This window comes from Oerskovia sp. Root22 (assembly GCF_001429135.1).
GTDB lineage: Bacteria > Actinomycetota > Actinomycetes > Actinomycetales > Cellulomonadaceae > Oerskovia > Oerskovia enterophila.
In genome coordinates this window covers 702,980-723,477 of the sequence record NZ_LMIL01000007.1, presented here as the reverse complement: position 1 = coordinate 723,477, position 20,498 = coordinate 702,980, and the positions used below count along the sequence as shown (strand labels likewise).

18 protein-coding genes, 3 pseudogenes and 1 riboswitch are annotated in these 20,498 nt (G+C 73.9%); of the genes and pseudogenes, 11 read left to right on the top strand and 10 right to left on the bottom strand.

Annotated features, from left to right (window positions below; genetic code table 11):
• The first annotated feature begins 16 nt into the window (after window positions 1–16).
• Complete coding sequence (locus ASE15_RS08095; protein ID WP_056653922.1) at window positions 17–454, top strand: DUF3817 domain-containing protein; 438 nt, start codon at window positions 17–19, stop codon at window positions 452–454.
• A complete protein-coding gene (moeB, locus tag ASE15_RS21460; protein WP_056653926.1) occupies window positions 451–1,854 on the top strand; it encodes a molybdopterin-synthase adenylyltransferase MoeB in 1,404 nt (467 codons plus the stop codon). The genes ASE15_RS08095 and moeB overlap by 4 nt, the downstream gene beginning before the upstream one ends.
• A gap of 86 nt (window positions 1,855–1,940) precedes the next feature.
• Here the strand turns inward: moeB and ASE15_RS08085 are convergent, their stop codons facing one another.
• The 3 genes from ASE15_RS08085 to thiO all read right to left on the bottom strand — a co-directional run bounded on the left by ASE15_RS08085 (window position 1,941) and on the right by thiO (window position 4,559).
• Window positions 1,941–2,777, bottom strand: coding sequence for a thiazole synthase (locus ASE15_RS08085; RefSeq protein WP_157277186.1), 837 nt, complete (start codon window positions 2,775–2,777; stop codon window positions 1,941–1,943).
• 76 nt (window positions 2,778–2,853) lie between these two features.
• Window positions 2,854–3,165, bottom strand: coding sequence for a sulfur carrier protein ThiS (thiS, locus tag ASE15_RS08080; protein WP_082609116.1), 312 nt, complete (start codon window positions 3,163–3,165; stop codon window positions 2,854–2,856).
• Window positions 3,166–3,248: 83 nt separating this feature from the next.
• On the bottom strand, window positions 3,249–4,559 hold the full coding sequence (gene thiO / locus ASE15_RS08075) for a glycine oxidase ThiO (protein WP_082609117.1): 1,311 nt from the start codon (window positions 4,557–4,559) through the stop codon (window positions 3,249–3,251).
• A gap of 6 nt (window positions 4,560–4,565) precedes the next feature.
• A riboswitch (TPP riboswitch) is annotated at window positions 4,566–4,643 on the bottom strand.
• A 207-nt stretch (window positions 4,644–4,850) separates the two neighbouring features.
• Here thiO and thiE point away from each other — a divergent pair.
• From thiE to ASE15_RS08060, 3 genes are all read left to right on the top strand, one after another.
• A complete protein-coding gene (gene thiE, locus ASE15_RS08070) occupies window positions 4,851–5,471 on the top strand; it encodes a thiamine phosphate synthase (RefSeq protein ID WP_056654008.1) in 621 nt (206 codons plus the stop codon).
• A gap of 73 nt (window positions 5,472–5,544) precedes the next feature.
• On the top strand, window positions 5,545–7,122 hold the full coding sequence (gene guaA / locus ASE15_RS08065; RefSeq protein ID WP_056653929.1) for a glutamine-hydrolyzing GMP synthase: 1,578 nt from the start codon (window positions 5,545–5,547) through the stop codon (window positions 7,120–7,122).
• Window positions 7,123–7,322: 200 nt separating this feature from the next.
• Entirely contained in the window at window positions 7,323–8,015 is a 693-nt protein-coding gene (locus ASE15_RS08060; protein ID WP_056653932.1) for a DUF2314 domain-containing protein, read from the top strand.
• A 4-nt stretch (window positions 8,016–8,019) separates the two neighbouring features.
• Here the strand turns inward: ASE15_RS08060 and ASE15_RS08055 are convergent, their stop codons facing one another.
• Window positions 8,020–9,183 carry a glycosyltransferase family 4 protein gene (locus ASE15_RS08055; protein WP_056762556.1) on the bottom strand — a complete coding sequence of 388 codons (1,164 nt, stop codon included), beginning with the start codon at window positions 9,181–9,183 and terminating at the stop codon, window positions 8,020–8,022.
• A 139-nt stretch (window positions 9,184–9,322) separates the two neighbouring features.
• On the opposite strand from ASE15_RS08055, the gene ASE15_RS21835 reads away from it, so the two are divergent.
• Complete coding sequence (locus ASE15_RS21835; protein ID WP_369800572.1) at window positions 9,323–10,084, top strand: hypothetical protein; 762 nt, start codon at window positions 9,323–9,325, stop codon at window positions 10,082–10,084.
• A gap of 149 nt (window positions 10,085–10,233) precedes the next feature.
• On the opposite strand, the gene ASE15_RS08045 is transcribed toward ASE15_RS21835, so the two are convergent.
• Window positions 10,234–10,938 (bottom strand): hypothetical protein, encoded by a 705-nt coding sequence (locus ASE15_RS08045; protein WP_056762553.1) that lies wholly within the window; start codon window positions 10,936–10,938, stop codon window positions 10,234–10,236.
• The gene (locus ASE15_RS08040) at window positions 10,935–12,629 is read right to left on the bottom strand and encodes a PspC domain-containing protein (RefSeq protein ID WP_056762551.1); all 1,695 of its coding nucleotides are present in this window, start codon (window positions 12,627–12,629) and stop codon (window positions 10,935–10,937) included. The genes ASE15_RS08045 and ASE15_RS08040 overlap by 4 nt, the downstream gene beginning before the upstream one ends.
• Before the next feature lie 156 nt (window positions 12,630–12,785).
• Between ASE15_RS08040 and ASE15_RS08035 the strand changes: the two genes are divergently transcribed.
• From ASE15_RS08035 to ASE15_RS21830, 5 genes and pseudogenes are all read left to right on the top strand, one after another.
• A complete protein-coding gene (locus tag ASE15_RS08035; RefSeq protein ID WP_082618290.1) occupies window positions 12,786–14,300 on the top strand; it encodes an ATP-binding protein in 1,515 nt (504 codons plus the stop codon).
• 5 nt (window positions 14,301–14,305) lie between these two features.
• Window positions 14,306–14,989, top strand: a complete 684-nt coding sequence (locus tag ASE15_RS08030) for a response regulator transcription factor (protein ID WP_056762732.1) — start codon at window positions 14,306–14,308, stop codon at window positions 14,987–14,989.
• Window positions 14,990–15,135: 146 nt separating this feature from the next.
• A pseudogene (gene fdxA / locus ASE15_RS20325) lies at window positions 15,136–15,382 on the top strand (ferredoxin); the annotation flags it as partial.
• Between the two features lies 1 nt (window position 15,383).
• A pseudogene (gene fdxA / locus ASE15_RS20320) lies at window positions 15,384–15,683 on the top strand (ferredoxin); the annotation flags it as partial.
• A gap of 1 nt (window position 15,684) precedes the next feature.
• Window positions 15,685–15,766 (top strand): annotated as a pseudogene (locus ASE15_RS21830) (ferredoxin family protein); the annotation flags it as partial.
• 274 nt (window positions 15,767–16,040) lie between these two features.
• Here the strand turns inward: ASE15_RS21830 and cobA are convergent.
• From cobA to ASE15_RS08005, 4 genes are read right to left on the bottom strand one after another with little or no spacing between them, the layout of a single operon-like run.
• On the bottom strand, window positions 16,041–17,432 hold the full coding sequence (cobA, locus tag ASE15_RS08020; protein WP_056762549.1) for a uroporphyrinogen-III C-methyltransferase: 1,392 nt from the start codon (window positions 17,430–17,432) through the stop codon (window positions 16,041–16,043).
• Between the two features lie 7 nt (window positions 17,433–17,439).
• Window positions 17,440–18,489, bottom strand: a complete 1,050-nt coding sequence (locus ASE15_RS08015; RefSeq protein WP_082618289.1) for an ABC transporter permease — start codon at window positions 18,487–18,489, stop codon at window positions 17,440–17,442.
• Window positions 18,479–19,294 carry an ABC transporter ATP-binding protein gene (locus ASE15_RS08010; protein ID WP_082618288.1) on the bottom strand — a complete coding sequence of 272 codons (816 nt, stop codon included), beginning with the start codon at window positions 19,292–19,294 and terminating at the stop codon, window positions 18,479–18,481. The genes ASE15_RS08015 and ASE15_RS08010 overlap by 11 nt, the downstream gene beginning before the upstream one ends.
• A 4-nt stretch (window positions 19,295–19,298) precedes the next feature.
• Window positions 19,299–20,429, bottom strand: coding sequence for an ABC transporter substrate-binding protein (locus tag ASE15_RS08005; protein WP_056762546.1), 1,131 nt, complete (start codon window positions 20,427–20,429; stop codon window positions 19,299–19,301).
• Between the last annotated feature and the right edge of the window lie 69 nt (window positions 20,430–20,498).

Genomic DNA, 20,498 nt, shown 5'->3' with positions numbered 1-20,498 from the left:
GTAAGGAAACCTTCCCATGACCACGCCCGACCCCGCCGGCACGCAGCAGACCTCCGACGCCGTGGCGCAGGCCCCCACGCAGGAGGTCGTCGACACCGCGGTCCGCAAGGCCCGCGGTGCGCTCGCGCGCTACCGCGTGATGGCTCTCATCACCGGTGTGATGCTCCTGATCCTGTGCGTCGAGATGATCGTCAAGTACGGCGTGGGCGCGTTCGTCGACGTCGACGGCGTGATGCGCTTCGTCGGCTGGATCCCGTTCGCGCACGGGTGGATCTACGTGGTCTACCTCGTCACGGTCCTCGACCTGTGGTCCAAGATGCGCTGGAGCTGGGGCCGCCTGACCAGCATGGTGTTCGCCGGTGTCGTGCCGGTCATGTCCTTCGTCCTGGAGAAGAAGGTCCACCGCGAGGCCGAGGCCAAGCTCGACGCGCTCGTGGAGCAGTACGCACGATGACCTCGCTGCCGCCGCTGGTCGTGCCCTCGACCGAGCCGCTCAGCCCTGAGGAGCTCGCCCGGTACTCGCGGCACCTCGCGCTGCCGGGCATCGGGATCGAGGGCCAGCAGCGGCTGCGCGCCGCGCGCGTCCTGGTCGTGGGCGCGGGCGGGCTGGGCAGCCCCGCGCTGCTCTACCTCGCGGCGGCCGGGGTCGGCACGATCGGGATCGTCGACGACGACCGCGTCGAGGTCTCCAACCTCCAGCGCCAGGTGATCCACGGCGGCTCGGACGTGGGGCGGTCCAAGGTCGACTCCGCGCGGGACGCGATCGCCGAGGTCAACCCGCACGTGACCGTCCGCCTGCACGAGCAGCGCCTCGACGCGGGCAACGTCCTGGACGTCCTGGCCGGCTACGACCTGGTCCTCGACGGGACCGACAACTTCGCGACCCGCTACCTCGTGGGGGACGCCGCGGAGATCGCGGGCATCCCGTGCGTGTGGGGCTCGATCTTCCGGTTCCAGGGCCAGGTGAGCGTCTTCTGGGCGACGCCCCCCGGGGGCGAGGGCGTGGTCTACCGCGACGTCTTCCCCGAGCCGCCGCCCCCCGGCACGGTCCCCGACTGCGCCACGGGCGGTGTGCTCGGTGCCATGTGCGGGACGATCGGCTCGGTCATGGCGACCGAGGCCGTCAAGCTCGTCACGGGCGCGGGCCGCACGCTCCTGGGACGCCTCGCGGTCTACGACTCGCTCGAGCTCACGTGGCGCCACCTCACGGTCCGTGCCGACCCGCAGCGCGTCCCCGTCACGGGGCTGCTGTCCGGGGACCAGGCCTACGAGGCGTTCTGCGGGCTGGCGCCGGTTCCCGCGGGCGCCGGCACGGCGCGTCCTGCGGTCGCGGGGGGCCTCTTCGAGAGCCTCTCGGGCCCGACGGCGGAGGGTCGCCTCGCGGTCGACCTCGCCCAGGTCTCGGAGGAGTCGGGCGGGCGCGGGCTGCCCGGGGCGGGCACGGTCCTCGGTGCGCCGGTCCGCGGGCCGGGCGTGGCGTCGTCGGGCCCCGTGGGTGCTCCGGCCGGAGCTGGCCCGGCCCCGACGAGCCTGACCCCCCGCGAGCTCGCCGCCCGCCTCGCCGACCCCGACGACGACCTGCTGCTGCTCGACGTGCGCGAGGACTGGGAGACGCAGATCGTCGGGATCGACGGCGCCCGCGTCGTGCCGAGCGGGGTCTACGCCGGGCCGGACGCGCGGGCCGCGCTCGCGGACCTTCCCCGGGACCGGACGGTCGCGGTGCTGTGCAAGGTCGGGGGCCGGTCGGACCGGGTCGCGGGGCTTGCACGAGCGGTGGGCGTGGACGCGCGCAACGTCGAGGGCGGGGTCCTGGCGTGGGTGCGGGACGTCGAGCCGGGGCGCCCGACGTACTGATCGCTCCGCTGAGGTAGAGGCCTGCCGTCGAGGTAGAGGGCCAGAGGCCTCTACCTCGACGAGAAGCCTCTACCTCGGCGAACCGGTCACAGCGCCAGGTCGAGGTTCCCGCCGCCCAGCACACCGGCCCCCGTGAGACCGGCCGCCAGCCCGGCGCCGCCCGACCCGGTCCGGCCCACCATCCCGTCGACCGGTGAGCTCGCGAGCGCCTGCTCGCGCCGCGGGATGCGGCCCGCGAGCGCGGCGAGGCGCCCGGCCTCGACCGCGAGCCGCATGGCCGTGGCCATCCGCACGGGGTCGGCCGCGCGGGTGACCGCGGTCGCCAGGAGAACCCCGTCGCACCCGAGCTCGAGGGCGTGCGCGGCCTCGGACGCGGTCCCGATCCCCGCGTCCAGGATCACGGGCACCCGGGCGGCCGACGCGATGGCCGCGATGTTGCGCGGGTTGAGGATGCCGAGCCCCGACCCGATGGGCGCACCGAGCGGCATGACGGCCGCGCACCCCACGTCCTCGAGGCGGCGCGCGAGGATGGGGTCGTCGTTGGTGTACGGCAGCACCGTGAAGCCGTCGCGGACCAGGGTCTCGGCGGCCTGGACGAGCCCGATCGGGTCGGGCAGGAGCGTCACGTCGTCGGCGATCACCTCGAGCTTGACCCAGTCCGTGCCGCAGGCCTCGCGCGCGAGGTGGGCCGTGAGGACTGCCTCCTTGGCCGAGAAGCAGCCCGCGGTGTTGGGCAGGGCGCGGATGCCGAGGCGGTCGAGCAGGCCCCAGATGCCGGTCTCGCCCGCACCCCCGTCGCCGCCCGCGCCACCCGACGGACGCACCCGCGCGACGCGGCGCATCGCGACGGTCGTGAGCGCGGTCCCGGACGCCACGAGGGCGTCCTCGAGCGTCAGCAGGTTGGCCGCGCCGCCCGTGCCCATGACCAGGCGGGAGCCGAGGGGGACGCCCGCGACGACCAGGGAGTCGTCGGGTGCGCGGTCCGTGTCCTGCCTGGTGTCAACCACCCTGCACCGCCGTGACGACCTCGACACGGTCGCCGTCGCGCAGGGTCGTGGACGACCACGTGCTGCGGGGGAGCACGGCGTCGTCGATCGCGACCGCGACGCCGCGGGGGACGTCCCCGGTGTCCCCGACGAGCTCGGGCAGGAGCGCGGCGACCAGCGCTGCGACGGTCGTGGGGGCGGTGAGCGGGTAGGGCTCGCCGTTGACGAGGGCGCTCGCGGTCGAGCGCGGGTGCACGGTGATGCCTGCGGGAGGGGTCGTCGGCCGCGCGCCGGTCGTCGTGGACGGGGGAGTCGGGTGGGTCATGTGGTCCTCCGGGAGGTGGGAGCCGAGGTAGAGGTGTGCCGTCGGGGTAGAGGGCCCCACCCCGCTACCTCGACGCGAGCCCTCTATCTCGCGGGGGTAGGGGTGGGCGAGAAGCGCAGGGGGTCGATCGCCGCGACCGCGGGCGGCAGCGGCTGGCCGGTCAGGACCGCGTCGATCGCTGCCCCCGTGACGGGGGCGAGCAGCACGCCGTTGCGGTAGTGGCCCGTGGCGAGGACCAGGCCGGGGACGGTGGTGGGCCCTAGGAACGGCAGGTTGTCGGGCGTGCCCGGGCGCACGCGCGGGGTGACCTCGACGAGGGCCAGCTCGTCGAGCCCGGGCAGCAGGGCGCGCGCGTCGCGCAGGAGCGCGAAGACGCCGCCCGCGGTCGCGCGCCGGTCGTCGGGGTGCTCCTCGCTCGTCGCGCCGACGACGACCTCGCGGTGCCCGCCGGGCCCGGGCGTACGCGGTACGACGTACACCGGACGCCCTTGCACGATCCCTCGCACCACGTGGTCGAGCGTGAACCACGCGGGGGCGTCGAGCCGCAGCGTCTGCCCCTTCACCGGACGGGTCGGGGCGCACACCTCGGGGACGTCCGCGAGCAGGTCCCCCGAGTCCGCACCCGCCGCGAGGACCACGGTCCCCGCGCGGTGCTCGACGCCCGCGTCGTCGAGCGCCCCGGTCACGGGAGAGCCGGGTCCGGACGCGCGCAGCAGCCGGACCGCCCGGCGGCGCACGACGGCGGCGCGCGGGTCCCGCGCGAGAGCCGCGGTCAGCGCGCGGTGCACCGCGCGGGGATCGACCTGATGGTCGCCCGGTGCCCAGAACGCACCGGCCACGCGCGGCCCGACGAGCGGTTCGCGCTCGCGCGCCGCCGCGACCGAGATCTCGGTCGAGTCGAGCCCCCAGGCCTCCTGGAGCGCGCGCACGCGGCGCCCGAGCGCCAGGTCGTCGCCGTCGTAGGCCAGCGTGAGCGTGCCGGTCGCGCGCAGCCCGACGTCGAGCCCCGAGTCCGCCTCGAGCTCGGCCGCGAACGCTGGCCACCGTGCCGCCGAGTCGGCGCCCAGGCGCAGCGCGGTCTCCTCGCCGAAGTCGGCCTCGGTCACGGGCGCGAGCATCCCGGCCGCGGCGTGGGTCGCGCCGTCGCCCGGGGCCGGGTCCAGGACGGTCACGCGCAGGCCAGCACGCGAGGCCCGCCAGGCCGCGGTGAGCCCCACGATGCCGCCGCCCACGACGAGGACGTCCGTGGCGCCGTCGGGCGTGGTGATCGTCGTCCGGTCGCCGGGCGCGACGCGCCTCACGGGGCCCGACGGCGCCGCGCCCCCCAGGCTCCCGTCGCGCCCCGGCGGACGCGCGGGCAGGGCGGGGTGGTCGGTGGACAGGGCTGCGCACATGCGCTCGCTCCCTTCGCTGGCATGACCCAGATCAGGTTCGACGGTCGGCTCTCGCCCTCTCAGCCCCGTGCGGGGCTCCCGTGCTTCGCGACCACCCTACAACGCACGCCGGCCACGCTCGGGGCGTGCCCACGGGCTGCGCCGCGACCGTGTCCCGGGCGGGCCGCGCCTATCCTGGGCGCCGTGACCACTGCTCCGACCGGCGACGCCGAGCCCCGACAGCACACCTCGCCCCAGCGCACCAGCCCCACGGCTCCTGCCGGGCGGGCCCGCCCGGCGGCCGTCGAGCGCCTGCGGGCGGCCCGGCTGTACCTGTGCACCGACGCCCGCGAGGAGCGCGGCGACCTCGAGGACTTCCTGCACGCGGCGCTCGCGGGCGGGGTCGACGTGGTCCAGCTCCGCGACAAGGGGCTCGACGTCGCGCGCGAGCTCGAGCTGCAGGAGGTCGTCGCGCGCGTCGCGACCGAGCACGGGGCGCTGTGGGCGGTCAACGACCGGGCCGATGTCGCCCTCCTGACGGGAGCCCCGGTGGTGCACATGGGTCAGGGCGACCTGCCCGTGCCCGCGGTGCGGTCGCTCCTGGGTGCGGGCCCGCTGCTGGGCCGCTCGACGCACTCGCTCGCCCAGGCCACGGCCGCCGAGGCGGATCCCGAGGTCGACTACTTCTGCGTGGGACCGCTCTGGGCGACGCCGACCAAGCCGGGGCGCGACGCCGTCGGGCTCGACCTGCTGCGACAGGTCGCCGCGACGGCGCCGACCACGCCGTGGTTCGCGATCGGCGGTGTCGACGCCGCGCGGCTCGACGAGGTGCTCGACGCGGGGGCCGAGCGCATCGTCGTGGTGCGTGCGATCACGGGCGCGGCCGACCCCGAGCGGGCCGCTCGCGAGCTGCGCGGACGGCTGCCCGCCTGACGCGCGCAGTGATCCCCGTCGCACGTCGTGGACCGATGCCGGGGATCGGCGCCGAGCCAACTATCCTGGGCTGGTGACACCCACCCCCTCAGCCCCCCGGCCCGTATTGGTCGTCGACTTCGGCGCACAGTACGCCCAGCTGATCGCGCGTCGCGTGCGTGAGGCCAAGGTGTACTCGGAGATCGTCCCCCACACCTTCACCGTCGAGCAGATGCTCGCCAAGAACCCGGCAGCGATCATCCTGTCCGGTGGTCCCTCGTCCGTGTACGCGCAGGGTGCGCCCTTCGTGGACCCCGCGCTGTTCGACGCCGGCGTGCCCGTCCTGGGCATCTGCTACGGCTTCCAGGCCATGGCCAAGGCGCTCGGTGGCACGGTCGCGCAGACCGGCCTCAGCGAGTACGGCGGCACGGCCGTCGAGGTCTGCCAGGCCGGTGCGCTGCTCGCGGGCTCGCCCGACCAGCAGACCGCCTGGATGAGCCACGGCGACGCCGTCCACGCGGCCCCCGAGGGCTTCGAGGTCCTCGCGACCTCGGCCGGCTCCCCGGTCGCAGCGTTCGAGGACACCGGGCGTCGCCTCTACGGCGTGCAGTGGCACCCCGAGGTCAAGCACTCCCCGCTGGGCCAGAAGGCTCTCGAGAACTTCCTGTACCAGGGCGCGGGCCTCGCCGGCGACTGGACCCCGGGCAACGTCATCGCCGATCAGATCGCGCTCATCCGCGAGCAGGTCGGCGACGCGCGCGTCATCTGCGGCCTGTCCGGAGGCGTCGACTCCTCGGTCGCCGCGGCCCTCGTCCAGCAGGCCGTGGGCGACCAGCTCACGTGCGTGTTCGTCGACCACGGCCTGCTGCGCGCGGGCGAGGTCGAGCAGGTCGAGCGCGACTTCGTCGCGGCCACGGGCGTCAAGCTCGTCGTCATGGACGAGAAGCAGCGCTTCCTCGCCGCGCTCGCGGGCCACTCGGACCCCGAGACCAAGCGCAAGATCATCGGCCGCGAGTTCATCCGCGCGTTCGAGCAGGCGGCGCGCGACATCGTCGCGGACGCGGGCGATCACGGTGGTGAGGTCAAGTTCCTCGTCCAGGGCACGCTGTACCCGGACGTCGTCGAGTCCGGCGGCGGCGAGGGCACGGCCAACATCAAGAGCCACCACAACGTGGGCGGCCTGCCCGACGACCTGCAGTTCTCGCTCGTCGAGCCGCTGCGGGCCCTGTTCAAGGACGAGGTGCGCGCCGTGGGCCGCGAGCTCGGCGTGCCCGAGGTCATCGTGGCCCGTCAGCCGTTCCCCGGCCCCGGGCTCGGCATCCGCATCGTCGGCGAGGTCACGGCCGAGCGCCTGGAGATCCTGCGCGCAGCGGACGCGATCGCGCGCGAGGAGCTCACGAAGGCCGGCCTGGACGACGAGATCTGGCAGTGCCCCGTGGTGCTCCTGGCCGACGTCCGCTCGGTAGGCGTCCAGGGCGACGGCCGTACCTACGGTCACCCGATCGTGCTGCGCCCCGTCTCCTCGGAGGACGCCATGACCGCGGACTGGACGCGCCTGCCGTACGACGTCCTCGCGATCATCTCGACGCGCATCACGAACGAGGTCAAGGACGTCAACCGCGTCGTGCTCGACGTGACGAGCAAGCCGCCGGGCACCATCGAGTGGGAGTGACCTCCCGCTGAGCCGTGAAGGGCCGGCCGCGCAGAGGAATCTGCGGGGCCGGCCCTTCGGCGTTCCTGGGCCGTTCTCGTCCGGGGTGGACGGGAGCCCGACGGCGGAGCGCGCCACATGCGGACGGCCTGCCGGTCCTGCGGTACCTTGCCCGTCATGGACCCTCGCGCAGCCCGCCCTCGCCTCGTCGTGGACCGTTGATGCTCGGCCGCTCCCGGCGGTCGCAGGTTCCCGCGCTCGACGAGCTCGTGGTCTCGAGCGTCGAGGTCCTGGAGCTCGGGCTGCCGGTGACCCGGGTCGTCCGGTGGCGCGACGGATGGACGTACCTCGCTGCGGTCGAGCCCGACACGTCACAGCCCGTGCTCGTGCACTTCCAGGACGTGCTCGTGCTCGATCCCGGGCTCGCGAGGCTCCCGCTCCGTCGGGCGCAGGTCGCCATCCGGGCCACCCGCGTCGGCACGGTCGGGCCGTGGGCCGTCCTCGGGCCGTACAGCACCCGGATCGTGGAGCAGATGCTGGGCGACGGCACGTTCGACCGCAAGCAGGACGGGATGCTGAGAGACCTTCCGGAGGACGGCGGCCCCGGGTCACGGCCGGACCCCGAGCCGTGGTCGCTCCGCGACGTCGTCGCCTGGAACGTGCAGCACCCCCGGACGTACCAGGTCCCCGAGGACACGTCGGGCGTGATCCCCGGAACCCTTGCCAAGCTCGTGTTCCTCCCCGACGAGGGGATCGGGGAGCGCATGTGGGTGCTTGTGACGGAGGTCGACGGCGATCGCATGGTCGGCGTGCTCGACAACGACCCGGCCGCCGTCGTGGGCCTGCTCGCCGGCGACCGGGTCGAGTTCGAGCGCCGGCACGTCCTGGACCTGGACACCCGACCCACGGGCTGACCGGTCAGTCCCGCGCGGTGCGCCCCACCCGTTCCTCGCGGTACGCCGCCGCCTTCTCGTACGCCTTCTCGACGTCCGCCAGCACGCTCGGCCATCCGCTCGACGGCCGGACCTCGCGGTTGTGCGCGACGATCCGGTCGAGCAGGCCGTCCTGCGTCACGAGCCGCACGATCTGGTCCGTCATCTCGGCGTCGTCGGCGGCGAGCAGCCCGTCGACGCCGTCCGTGAGCCGCTCGGCCACCCCTGACTCCTTGCGGGTCACCACGGCGAGCCCCGCTGCCTGTGCCTCGAGCGCCGCGATGCCGAACGACTCCTGGACCGCCGGTGCCAGGAACACGTCGGCGCGCGAGTAGAGGCGCTTGAGCTCGTGCGCTCCGAGGCGCCCCGGGAGGCTGACCGTCGACGAGAGCCCGTGCTCCTTGACGAACCGTCGGGCCGCGTCGAGCTCGGGTCCCTCGCCCGCGATCGTCGCGAACAAAGCATCGTGGGGGAGTCGCTCGACGGCCTGCCGGATCGACTCGAGCAGGGGGAGCACCCGCTTGCGCGGCGCGAACCGGGTCGCGGCGACGACGTGCACGGCCTTGCCCTCGCCGCGCGCGCCCCTCTCGACGCGCGGCACGGCCCACTCGTCGAGGTCGAGCCCGTTGTGCAGGATCTCGACGGGCACGCCCGGCCCCGCGATGCGTCGCAGCGGGGCCGCGGTCAGCTCGCTCACGGCCGACGGCAGGATCGGGAGACGCGACCAGTGCGTGACGCGGTCGAGCGCCGCGAACCAGCGTTCGGCCGAGCCCCACACGCTGTGCACGGTCAGGACCGCGGGCAGCCCGAGCCGCGCGACGGGGTGGAGGGACGCCTGCACCGACGGCGTCAGGACGCCCATGTGCAGGTGCACGACGTCGGGCCGTGACGCGCGCAGGCGGCGCGTCACGTGGTGGGCAGCGCGAGGGTGCACGGGGTAGCCACCGGGGATCCGGGCCGCGACGCGGTGGATCGTGACGCCGTCGTGCACCTCGGTGCTCACCCCGTGCTCGCCCCGCGCCGCGGGCGTCGTGGTGATCACCTCGACGGCGTGGCCCGCCGCGGCCTGCTGGGCCGCGAGGCGGCTCACCTGGGTCTCGATGCCGCCGAGAAGGGGCAGGTAGCAGTCCGTCACATGGGTGATCCTCACCCCCGGATTCTCCCATCACGCGGTGTCCGACCTGCCCGTGCGTGCGCCGTTTCGACGTCGAACAGACCTTTCGTCCGGCGGAAACGACGAAACGTCGCTACGTTGACACCAAAGGTCCGGCTCGGGGAGGGATACCGCAATGTCCAGCACTGTCACGGTTCGGCCCGCGAAGGGCGTAGGAGTCATCGGGCTCCTCAGCGTCATCGCAGGGATCGTCATGATCATCGCGGGTGGTGTCACCTGGGGTGTCGTGTCCTCGCAGCTGTCGGCCGAGGACATCACGGTGTCCGACGACGCGTCGTTCCTCGCGGGGGCCCACGTCAGCGGTCCGTTCTCCGCCTACGCGCAGGCCGAGGTCATCAACAAGCACGCGCTCGAGATGAGCGACGGCCAGACCTACGCCGAGCTCCCGCAGGACGACGAGCGCCGCGCCACGGTCATGAACGCGTCGTTCCTGCGTGCCTCGCTCTTCACGTCGGTCGTCGCGTTCGGCGTCGCTGCCCTCGTGATCGGCCTGGGCATCATGTTCATCCTCATCGGGATCGCGCTCCGCAAGATCGCGAGCGGTCCGGCGGTCGCGGTCGAGACGCCGGGCGGCTACACCTCGGGCGGCGGTCTGTCGTCCGCCGCACCGCCCGCGCACACCCCCGCGCACGCGGCGCCGGCAGCGCCCGTGACGCCCGCCCCGACGACGCCCACGACGCCGGCACCCACGACGCCGCCGGTCACGCCGCCCACCCGCACGTCGACCCACACGGCTCCCGTCGAGGAGCCCAAGAGCCCGGGCGTCCCCACGACCCAGGTCCCGCCGGTCGTCGAGCCCAAGAGCCCGGGCGTCCCGCCGACCGGTACCGACACGCCTCCCGCAACACCCCCGACGGAGGGCACGCCCCCGCGCTGAGGCACTCTCGCACGGAAGCACGACGGCGGCGCACCGGTCCTTCGACCGGTGCGCCGCCGTCGTGCTCACCTCTTCCGGTGCCGAGTGCATGGTTCGGCTGCGACACGCCGGGCGTGTCGCAGCCGAACCATGCACTCACGCGAGGACGGTCACCGGTGGGCTCGTTCACGGGCGCTGCGCCGGCTGCTCGACACGATCGAGCCGACCACGAGCACCAGGCCCGCGACGCTCAGCAGGGCGATGAGCGCGACGTCCAGGTCGTACGTCGCGCCGAGGGCCAGGGCGAGGATGCCCGCGCCCACCGCGACGATGATGAAGCCCCACACGACCGTGCCCACGCGCAGGCCCCGGTTGCGCGGGTCCTCGCCGGGGACCGTGCTGCTGGGGGCGAGGTTCGCCTTCTGCTGCGCCGTGGTGTTCCACTGCGCGGCCGGGTCGACCGCAGGGGTGGGTGCCGGGGCCGCTGCGGGAGCTGCTGCCGCCGGGACGACCGGTTCTGGGGTGACCGGCGCGTCCTGCACGGGGTAGGCCTGCGTGTGCGTCGGCGCCGCTTCCCAGACAGGCAGTGCCTGAGTCGGGGGAGTCACGGGGAGAGCCTGGGTGGGCTCGGCGGCGGGCAGCGCCTGGGTCGCCTCGGTCCGGAACAGCTCGTCGGCCAGGTCGGCCTCGGACGGAGCGGCCGCCTCCAGGACCTGCGTCGCGTCGGGGTCGCCGTCGGCTTCGTCGGCCCCGGCTCGCGCCTCCTCGGTGGCCTCGCTCGGCGTGACCGCGAGCTCGATCGTCGGGTCGACCGGGGGGAGGGCCTGAGTCTCGTCGCTGTCGTCGGACTCGTAGGGGGTCTTCTCGGTGGTCATGATTCCTCCCGGATGGTGACGTCTCCCGCGGCGACGTCGACCTCGAGCAGGAGCACGGGGTCGGCGCCGTCGGAGACGGAGTCGGTGGTGAAGGTGTACGGGCGGGTGTTGACGCCGTTGACGCTGCGTCGCTCGCCGTCGACGGTCCAGGTCGCGTTGCCCGCGAGGACGCGGACCTCGGCCTCGACCGGGACGCCCGAGGGGACGATCACGGTCAGGTCCCCGGCCCGCAGGTCGACGGGGACGACGACGGGGTCCTCGCCGACCGCGCTCAGGTCGAGCCGGCTCAGGTCGACGACGGGGTCGCCGAACGTGAAGGCGAACCCGTTCTCCGCGTCCTCGACCGAGGTGACCGTGTAGGTCGAGTCCGACGCGCGGCCCTGGAGGTTCACGTCGAAGCGGTCGACCGAGCTCCAGCCGGCGATCGGGAGCGCGATGATCGTCGCGACGATCGCGAGGCCACCCAGGGCTCCGCTCGTGCGGCCACGCAGGCCCGAGATCACGACGCCGAGGCCGAGGAGGATGATCGTCGCGCCGATCCACGTGTAGAAGAACGGCACGTCGATCACGTCACGACGCTCGAGCAGCATGAGGACCGCTGCGCCGAGCAGGCTCACGCCGAGCGTGATCCCGACGATCGCGGTGCCCGGGCCGCGGGGGCGCCGGGCGGCGCGGGCGCGCTGCTCCTCGAGGCGGCGCAGCCGGTCGGCCTCGCGCTGGGCCTGGCGTCGGGCCTGCTCCTGGGCGCGCGCGGCCTGCTGCGCGGCGGCCTGCTGGGCGGCGTAGGCCTGGGGCGGGACGGGCGGGGTGGGGCGCTGGCCCGCATAGCCCTGCGGGGGCAGGGGAGCGGAGGCGGAGTACGCGGGGCCCGACGACGCCGCGGGGGACGCGGGGTACGTCGCCCCGGGGGCGGGCTGGGCGCCCGGCGCGGGAGCTCCGTACGGAGGTCGCGGCTGCGTGGGCTGGCCGGGTCGGCCGTGCTGCCAGGCTGCCCCGTGGTGGCCCTGCTGGGGCGACGGCGCCGCGCCCGGTCCGAACGGCTGCGCGGGGTAGGGCTGTCCGGGCTGAGCGACCGGCGGGGCCTGCTGCTGCGTGTGCTGGGCCGCGGTGTAGGCGGCGCGCTTGTCGTTGCGACGGTTGACGACCAGCACGATCACGACGACGACCGCGGCGGTCCAGAACAGTCCGTTGAGCCACTCGAGCCCTGCGAAGTGCCACCAGGACGACCAGCCGGTGCTCCAGCTCAGGCCGACGATGGTCGTCGCGGCCGCCCCGAGCATCGCGACGTCGAAGTCGCCGCGGATCGTCTGCTGCAGGTGGATGCGGCCGTCCCGGGACTCGGGGAGAAGGGCCCAGGCGACGCCGTACAGGACGAGGCCGGCTCCCGAGAGGAAGACCGAGACGACGAGGAGACCACGCACGATGAGGGGGTCGATCCCGAACCGGTCGGCGATCCCGCCGGCGACGCCACCGATCCAGCGGTCGTCCGAGCGGGAGATGCCGAGACGTCGGACGGCGTCGAAGAAGCTGTCCATCCCGGTGGACTGGGCCGGCGGGTTCGCGGGCGGACCGTCGGGACCCACGGGCGCCGGACCGTTCGTCGGATAGGGCGTCCCGGCGGTCTGCTGGGCCGCCCCGGTCGGTGCGGAGCTCCCGGCCGGGGGTTCTGGGGAGGTGTCCTCGGTGTTCATGGCTCCAGCCTGCCGCGCACCTCCGCCGGACGGTATCGGGTGTTCCCCTGAGCCGACCCTGAATCCCGCGCCGCGGGACCCTGATCTTCCGGTCAGGGATGGGACCAAGGGGGCGTTTCGCCCGGTGGGGTCGCCGGGACGTGTGACCATCAGAGGGTGACACAGACCGCGCAACCAGCCAGGCGACTCCCGCTCCGGCGCCCCGAGCAGGGACGCTGGGTCGGTGGTGTGTGCCGAGGGCTGTCGCTGCACCTCGACCTGCCCGTGGGCGCGATGCGCCTCGTGATGGTCCTGCTCGCCCTCGCGGGCGGCGCGGGGATCGTCCTGTACGTCTTCCTCTGGGTCACGGTGCCCGTGGGCGACCCTGCGCAGGCCGCCGACGAAGAGCGCCCCGCCTCGCTCCGACGGATCGCGCCCCGTCTGCAGGGGCGCGTGCGCAAGCTCCCGGTGCGTGACGTCGCGATCGGCGTGGTCCTGCTGAGCGGGGCCGCTGTCCTGCTGGCGGCCCGTGCCGGGGTCGACGTCGAGGTCTCCTGGGTCCTGCCCGTGCTCATCGCGCTCGCGGGGACGGCCCTCGCGTGGTCGCAGCTCGACGCCGCGCAGCGGGGCCGCTGGCTCTCGCGCGCGGGGGGCAGGACGCCCGCCGGGGTCCTGCGGCTCGCGGGCGGTCTGGTCCTCGTCCTGGTCGGGGTCCTGCTCCTGGTGGGTCAGGACTCGACGGCCTCGGACATGGTCCGGGCGACCGTGGCGTCGCTCGCCGTACTCGCGGGCGCTGCGATCGTGCTCGCCCCGTGGTGGCTGCGGCTCGTGCGCGAGCTCGGCGACGAGCGCGCTGCCCGGGCACGCGAGGCCGAGCGGGCGGACATCGCGGCCCACCTGCACGACTCGGTCCTGCAGACGCTCGCGCTCATCCGGGCTAGCGCCGCCGACGCGGACACCGTCGCGCGCCTCGCGCGGGCCCAGGAGCGCGAGCTGCGCGAGTGGTTGTACAACGACCGACCGGCTCCTGGTACGTCGCTCGCGGCCGAGCTCCGGACGCTCGTGGGCGAGGTCGAGGACCGCCAGAGCTGGCGGCTCGCGGCCGGCGCCGCGAGCACCGCGGGCATGAGCGCTGCGGGGACGGTCGGCGACGGCGGGTCGGCCGGGACGGCCGCGGTCGTGGTCGACGTCGTCGTCGTGGGGGACTGCGTGCCGACCGACGAGACCACGGCGCTCCTCCAGGCCACGCGCGAGGCGCTCGTCAACGCCGTCGCGCACGGGCGTCCGCCCGTCTCGGTCTACCTCGAGGTGTCCGCCGACATGGTCGAGGTGTTCGTGCGCGACCGCGGCGACGGGTTCGAGATGAAGGACATCGCCCAGGACCGGTTCGGCGTGCGCGAGTCGATCATCGGGCGAGTGACGCGGCGCGGAGGACAGGCCGAGGTCGTGTCGCGGCCGGGGTGGGGGACCGAGGTGCGGCTCAAGGTGCCCCGGGCGGCCGAGGCCGAGGGCGAGTCGACGGCCTCGACGGCCGCCGCGGGTGCGACCGCACCTAGGATGCCGGGGGAGCCCGACGCGGGCACGACGCCCGTCGGACCGGCCCGGAACGGGGCGCGGCCTGCGCCGACGCCCTTCACGGGACCCGCGCCGCAGCCCGAGCCCATCGCCCGCACGACCCAGGAGCGCACGTGACCACCATCCCGAACCCCGAACCGGCCACGCTCCCGGGCGCGCCCGTCCCGGTCGTGCTCGTCGACGACCACCACATGTTCCGCGCGGGGGTCCGTGCGAGCCTCGACGCGCGCGTGGACATCGTGGGCGAGGCCGACAGCGTCGACGGCGCCGTCGAGGCCATCCGCGCCCTGCGGCCACCGGTCGTCCTGCTCGACGTGCACCTCCCGGGCGGCAACGGCGGAGGCGGGGCCGAGGTCATCACCCGCTGCTCCGACCTCCTGGGCTCCACGCGGTTCCTCGCCCTGTCCGTGTCCGACGCGGCCGAGGACGTCGTGGCGGTCATCCGGGCGGGGGCACGCGGCTACGTGACCAAGGCGATCTCGGGTCCGGACCTGGCGGGCGCGGTCGTCCAGGTCGCGAGCGGCGACGCGGTCTTCTCGCCGCGGCTCGCGGGGTTCGTGCTCGACGCGTTCGGCACCGGGCAGGCCGACGTCGCGGTCGCCGACGACGAGCTCGACCGGCTCTCGGCCCGCGAGCAGGAGGTCATGCGGCTCATCGCGCGCGGCTACGCCTACCGCGAGGTCGCCTCGGAGCTCTTCATCTCGGTCAAGACGGTCGAGACCCACGTGTCGTCGGTGCTGCGCAAGCTCCAGCTCTCCTCGCGCCACGAGCTCACGCGGTGGGCCGCGGCCCGGCGCCTCCTCTGAGCCCGTCGGTCCGCTCCGGGGACACCTGACGAACCGCGAGATCTGGCCGTATTAGCAGGTGAGAAGCGGTTCGCCGCAGCCGGGTGGGGCGATAGCCTGGAGGGAGCCGGGTGAAGCCCTCCGGCCCGACGAAAAGGACCTCCGACGTGACGTACGTGATTGCTCAGCCTTGTGTGGACGTGAAGGACAAGGCGTGCATCGAGGAGTGTCCGGTGGACTGCATCTACGAGGGCAAGCGGTCGTTGTACATCCATCCTGACGAGTGTGTGGACTGTGGTGCGTGCGAGCCGGTGTGTCCGGTGGAGGCGATCTACTACGAGGACGACGTGCCCTCGGAGTGGAGTGACTACTACCGGGCGAACGTGGAGTTCTTCGATGACCTGGGGTCGCCGGNCCGGTGGACTGCATCTACGAGGGCAAGCGGTCGTTGTACATCCATCCTGACGAGTGTGTGGACTGTGGTGCGTGCGAGCCGGTGTGTCCGGTGGAGGCGATCTACTACGAGGACGACGTGCCCTCGGAGTGGAGCGACTACTACCGGGCGAACGTGGAGTTCTTCGATGACCTGGGGTCGCCGGGTGGTGCGGCGAAGATGGGCATGATCGAGAAGGACGACCCGATGATCGCTGCCCTGGCCCCTCGACGTTCTCGCGTTCTCCGGACGGCTCAGCCTGCTCGAGCGGGTCCCCGGCCGNTGAGGGCAAGCGGTCGTTGTACATCCATCCTGACGAGTGTGTGGACTGTGGTGCGTGCGAGCCGGTGTGTCCGGTGGAGGCGATCTACTACGAGGACGACGTGCCCTCGGAGTGGAGGACTACTACCGGGCGAACGTGGAGTTCTTCGATGACCTGGGGTCGCCGGGTGGTGCGGCGAAGATGGGCATGATCGAGAAGGACGACCCGATGATCGCTGCCCTGGCCCCTCAGGCCTGAGCGCAGCCACTCCCGAACCCCGAGGGGCCCGTCATCCTGTGGATGACGGGCCCCTCGACGTTCTCGCGTTCTCCGGACGGCTCAGCCTGCTCGAGCGGGTCCCCGGCCGACCGCGGGCCTCAGTCCAGCCCGGCCGCCCGCCAAGCGGGGCTGACGCGGACCACGTCCCCGATCACGGTCACGGCCGGGGCGCGGACCCCGGCGGCCGCGGCGACGTCGGCGATGGTCTCGAGCGTGCCGACGGTCGAGCGCTGGCGCGGGCCGTAGCCGTCCTCGACCACGGCGACCGGCGTCCGCGGTGACCGCCCGGAGGCTACGAGGGCCGCGGCCGAGTCGCGCAGCCGCGAGACACCCATGAGGAGGATCACGGTGTGGTCGGCCGCCGCCGGGACCTTGCCGATGTCCTCGTGCCCGGTCAGCACCGTGAACCCGCGCGACCAGCCGCGGTGCGTGACCGGGATCCCGACCGCAGCGGGCACCGAGACCGCGCTCGTGACGCCCGGCACGACCTCGACGGGGATGCCGTGCTCCTCGCACGCGATGAGCTCCTCGCCCCCGCGCCCGAACACGTACGGGTCGCCGCCCTTGAGTCGTACGACGCGGCGCCCGGCGAGCGCGTGCTCGACCAGCAGCGCGTTGATCTCGTCCTGCGGGACCGGGTGGAACCCCGGCGTCTTGCCGACGTCGACGATCACGACGTCGTCCCCGAGCTCGTCGAGCAGGGCACGCGGGCCCAGCCGGTCGGTGACCACGACGTCGGCCTGCGCGAGCAGCCGCCGCCCGCGCGCCGTGATGAGCCCGGTGTCGCCGGGGCCGCCGCCGACCAGGGCGACCGTCCCGACGCCGCCCGCGCTCGGGCGGACCTGACGCAGGGGGAGCTCGCCCGTCGCGAGCAGGGCGTCGATCGCGTCACGGATGCGCTGCGCCCGTCGCGGGTCGCGCCCCGCGTTGACGGCCACGGTGATCTCGGTGCTGTCGGTGCTGTCGGTGCTGTCGGTGCTGTCGGTGCTGTCGGTGCTCGGCGCGTCTGCCGCGGCCGACGCACCGGCTGCCGAGCCGGCTGCCGAGCCGCCCACCGTGACCCGTGCGACCGCGGGCACCCAGGCGGTCCCGGCCTCGGCGTCGCCCGCGTTCACGCAGAAGATGCGCAGCGCCTCGGCCTCGGCCGCGACCTGCGCGTCGACCTCAGGCGATCCCGTCGCGGTGTGCACGAGCCACGCGCCCTCGAGGTCGCCCGGGCGGAACGCACGCGCGTCCCACCCGACCACGGGCCCGGGCGCGCCGGACCCGTCGAGGGGACGCGCGCCGTCGGGCAGGCGAGCCGCGCTGCCGGGCCCGGGGAGGGCGACCAGCGCCGCCAGGTCCTCGCAGACCTCGGGAGCCACGACGCGCACGTGCGCGCCCGCACCCACGAGGGACCGCGCGCGCCTCGCGGCCACGGGCCCACCGCCCACGACGACGACCGGACGGCCCGCGATCCGCAGACCGAGGGGGTAGAGCTCAGTGTTCATGCGCCCATCATCGCCCGAGAGCGGCCGAAGCCAGCTCACGCCGGCGCAGCAGCCACCCCGAGCCCTTGCTCGCGGAGGTCTCGGGAGCCAGGCCGCGGCGACGCAGCATGGTCTTCTCGACCGGAGCGAAGAACAGCAGCTCGATGACCATGCCGACCACGAGGATCAGCAGGATCGCGGTGAAGACGAGCGCCATGTCGGACAGCTCGCGCCCCTGCTGGAGGAACGCGCCCAGGCCGAACCCGATCCCCCCGCCGACCGCGATGATCTCCGCGGCCATGAGCGAGCGCCACGAGAACGCCCAGCCCTGCTTGAGGCCCGCGAGGTAGCCGGGGAACGCCGCGGGCAGGATCACGTCCTTGATCATCTGGAAGCGGCCCGCGCCCAGGACCTGGCCCACGCGCCGGTACAGCGGCGGCACCTGGTCCACGCCCGACACGATCCCGTTGATGATCGAAGGCACCGCGCCCATGAGGATCACGAAGTAGACCGTGGCGTCCGACAGCCCGAACCAGATGATGCCCGCGGGCACCCAGGCGACCGACGGCAGCACCTGCAGGCCCGTGATGATGGGCCCGAACGACACGCGCACCCAGCGCACGCGCGCCACGACGATGCCCAGCGGGGTACCGATCGCGACGGCCGCGAGGAAGCCCAGGACGCCGCGCGAGAGGCTCGTCCCGAGGGCCTGCCACAGCGTGCCGCTCGCGGCGGCCCGGGTCACGGCCTCCCAGACCTGGGTGGGGCCGGGCAGGTTGTAGATGGGCTGGACCTCGAGCCACACGAGGAGCTGCCAGACCGCGAGCAGGATCGCGATCGCGAGCACGGGCGGGTACACGGCCTGGAAGACCGTGGACCACCGGCTCGCGGTGGGCGCGACGCTCGTCTGGAGGGCGTCGAGCCCCGCCTCGATGTCGCCCACGTCCTTGGCGTGCCCGACGGCGGCGCTCGCCTCGCGGGGCGTGCTCACCTCGTCCTGGGGCCGGGTGGTGGGGCTCTCGGCCGGGCCGGCGCCGGAGCGGGCCTCGTCGCGCGGGGTCAGGGTCTCAGACGGCATGGCGGCGGATCTCCTCACGGAGGTCGTTGGTGATCTCGGTCGCGAGGCGCGACGCGGCGGCGGCCTCGATGCTGCGTTGCTCGTCCGCGCCGTACACGTCGACGTCCCACTCGCGCACGATGCGTCCGGGGCGTGACGACATGAGCAGCACGCGCTGCCCGAGCCGTACGGCCTCACGGACGTTGTGCGTGATGAAGACGATGGTGCGCCCGGTCTGCTCCCAGACGCGCTCGAGCTCGTCGTGGAGCAGGTCGCGCGTGATCGCGTCGAGCGCGGCGAAGGGCTCGTCCATGAGCAGGACGTCCCGTTCCTGGGCGAGCGAGCGGGCGAGCGCGACGCGCTGGCGCATGCCGCCCGAGAGCTCGTGGACGCGCTTGTCGCCCGAGCCGTCGAGCCGGACGAGCGAGAGCAGCTCGGCGGCCCGCTCACGGCGCTCCGCGCGCGGGACGCCGCGGAACTTCAGCGCGAGCTCGATGTTGCGGCTCGCGGTGAGCCAGGGGAACAGCGCGGACTCCTGGAACATCAGGGCCGCGCCGCCCCCGGCGACCTCCACGTCCCCCGTGGTCGGGCGCTCCAGACCCGCGACGATGTTGAGCAGCGTCGACTTGCCGCAGCCCGAGGCTCCGAGCAGGCAGACGAACTCGCCCTGCGCGATGTCCAGGTCGATCCCCTCGAGCACCGGGGCGCCCGCCGGGGAGAACCGCTTGGACACGCCGCGCAGGCGGACGCCGGTCGTGGGGCCGGCGCCCTCGTCGAGAGGGGTGCCGGCCGGGGAGCCCGTGCGGGCGGGGGACGTGGTGGTCATGGTGCTACTCCTTGCCGAGACCGGCGGCGGAGACGGTCGGCTGACCGGCCTCCGTCAGCACCTTGTTGAGGAGGCTCAGGTCGTAGATGCCGTTCAGGTCCGCCTCGGTGGTGGTCCCGGCGGTCACGCCGTCCTCGAGCAAGGTGTTGAGCGTTCCCGCGAGCGGGTCCGTCGTGAAGGTGATGTTGGTGAAGGCGCGGTCCAGGACGGCGTCCGACAGCGGCTTGCCGGCGATCTTCTCGATCTCGCCGTTGACGAGCGTCTTGGCCTCGTCGGGGTTGGCGTCGAGCCAGTCGATCGCCGCGACCTCGCCGCGCAGGAGCGCCTCGACCGTCTCGGGGTGCTCCTCGAGGAAGTCGGTGCGGACGATCAGGTGCGTGGTGAGGAACTGGCCGTCGTCCCACAGGTCCTTCTCGTCGACCAGGACGTGCGCACCGGCGTCGAGCACGAGGCGCGAGGCCCAGGGCTCGGGCAGCCAGCCGCCGTCGAGCTCGCCGTTCTGGAACAGCGTGAGGGTCTGGGCGTTCTCGGTCGGGGTGACCGCGACGTCCCCGCCGCCCTGGATGTCGTTCTCCAGGCCGTTCTCGGTGAGCCAGGCGCGCAGCGCGACGTCCTGGGTCCCGCCGAGCTGGGGCGAGGCGATCTTGGTGCCCTTGAGGTCGGCGGCCGTGTCGATCCCGTCGCGCACGACGAGCTGCGCGCCGCCCGACGTGGAGCCCGCGATGATGCGCACGGCCTCGCCGTTCGACTTCACGAAGTTGTTGATCGCGGGGTTGGGGCCGATGAACGTGGCGTCGATGGCCCCGGCGTTGAGGGCCTCGATCGCGGCGGGCCCGGCGTTGAAGACCTGGGTCGTCAGCTTGGTGTCGCCCAGCGCCTCCTCGAACTGGCCGCCCGCGACCCCGACGAGCGCGGGGGCGTGGGTGACGTTCGCGAAGTAGCCGAGGCGCAGCTCGTCGGCCGGGCCGGAGGACGCGGCGGGGCTGTCGGCGGCGTCGGACGTGCCCGTCGAGCAGGCGGCGAGCAGGAGCAGGGGCGCGACGGCGAGCGCCGCGACCGCGGAGCGGGTGCGGGCGAAGCGGTGTCGTGACGTGCCGGCTCGGGTGAGGCGGGTCGGGCGGGACGACGTGTTCATGGAGTTTCCTTCGGGATGGTCGGTGGTTGCCTGGCGGTGGACGTGTCGTGTCCCGGCAGCGCCGATCCA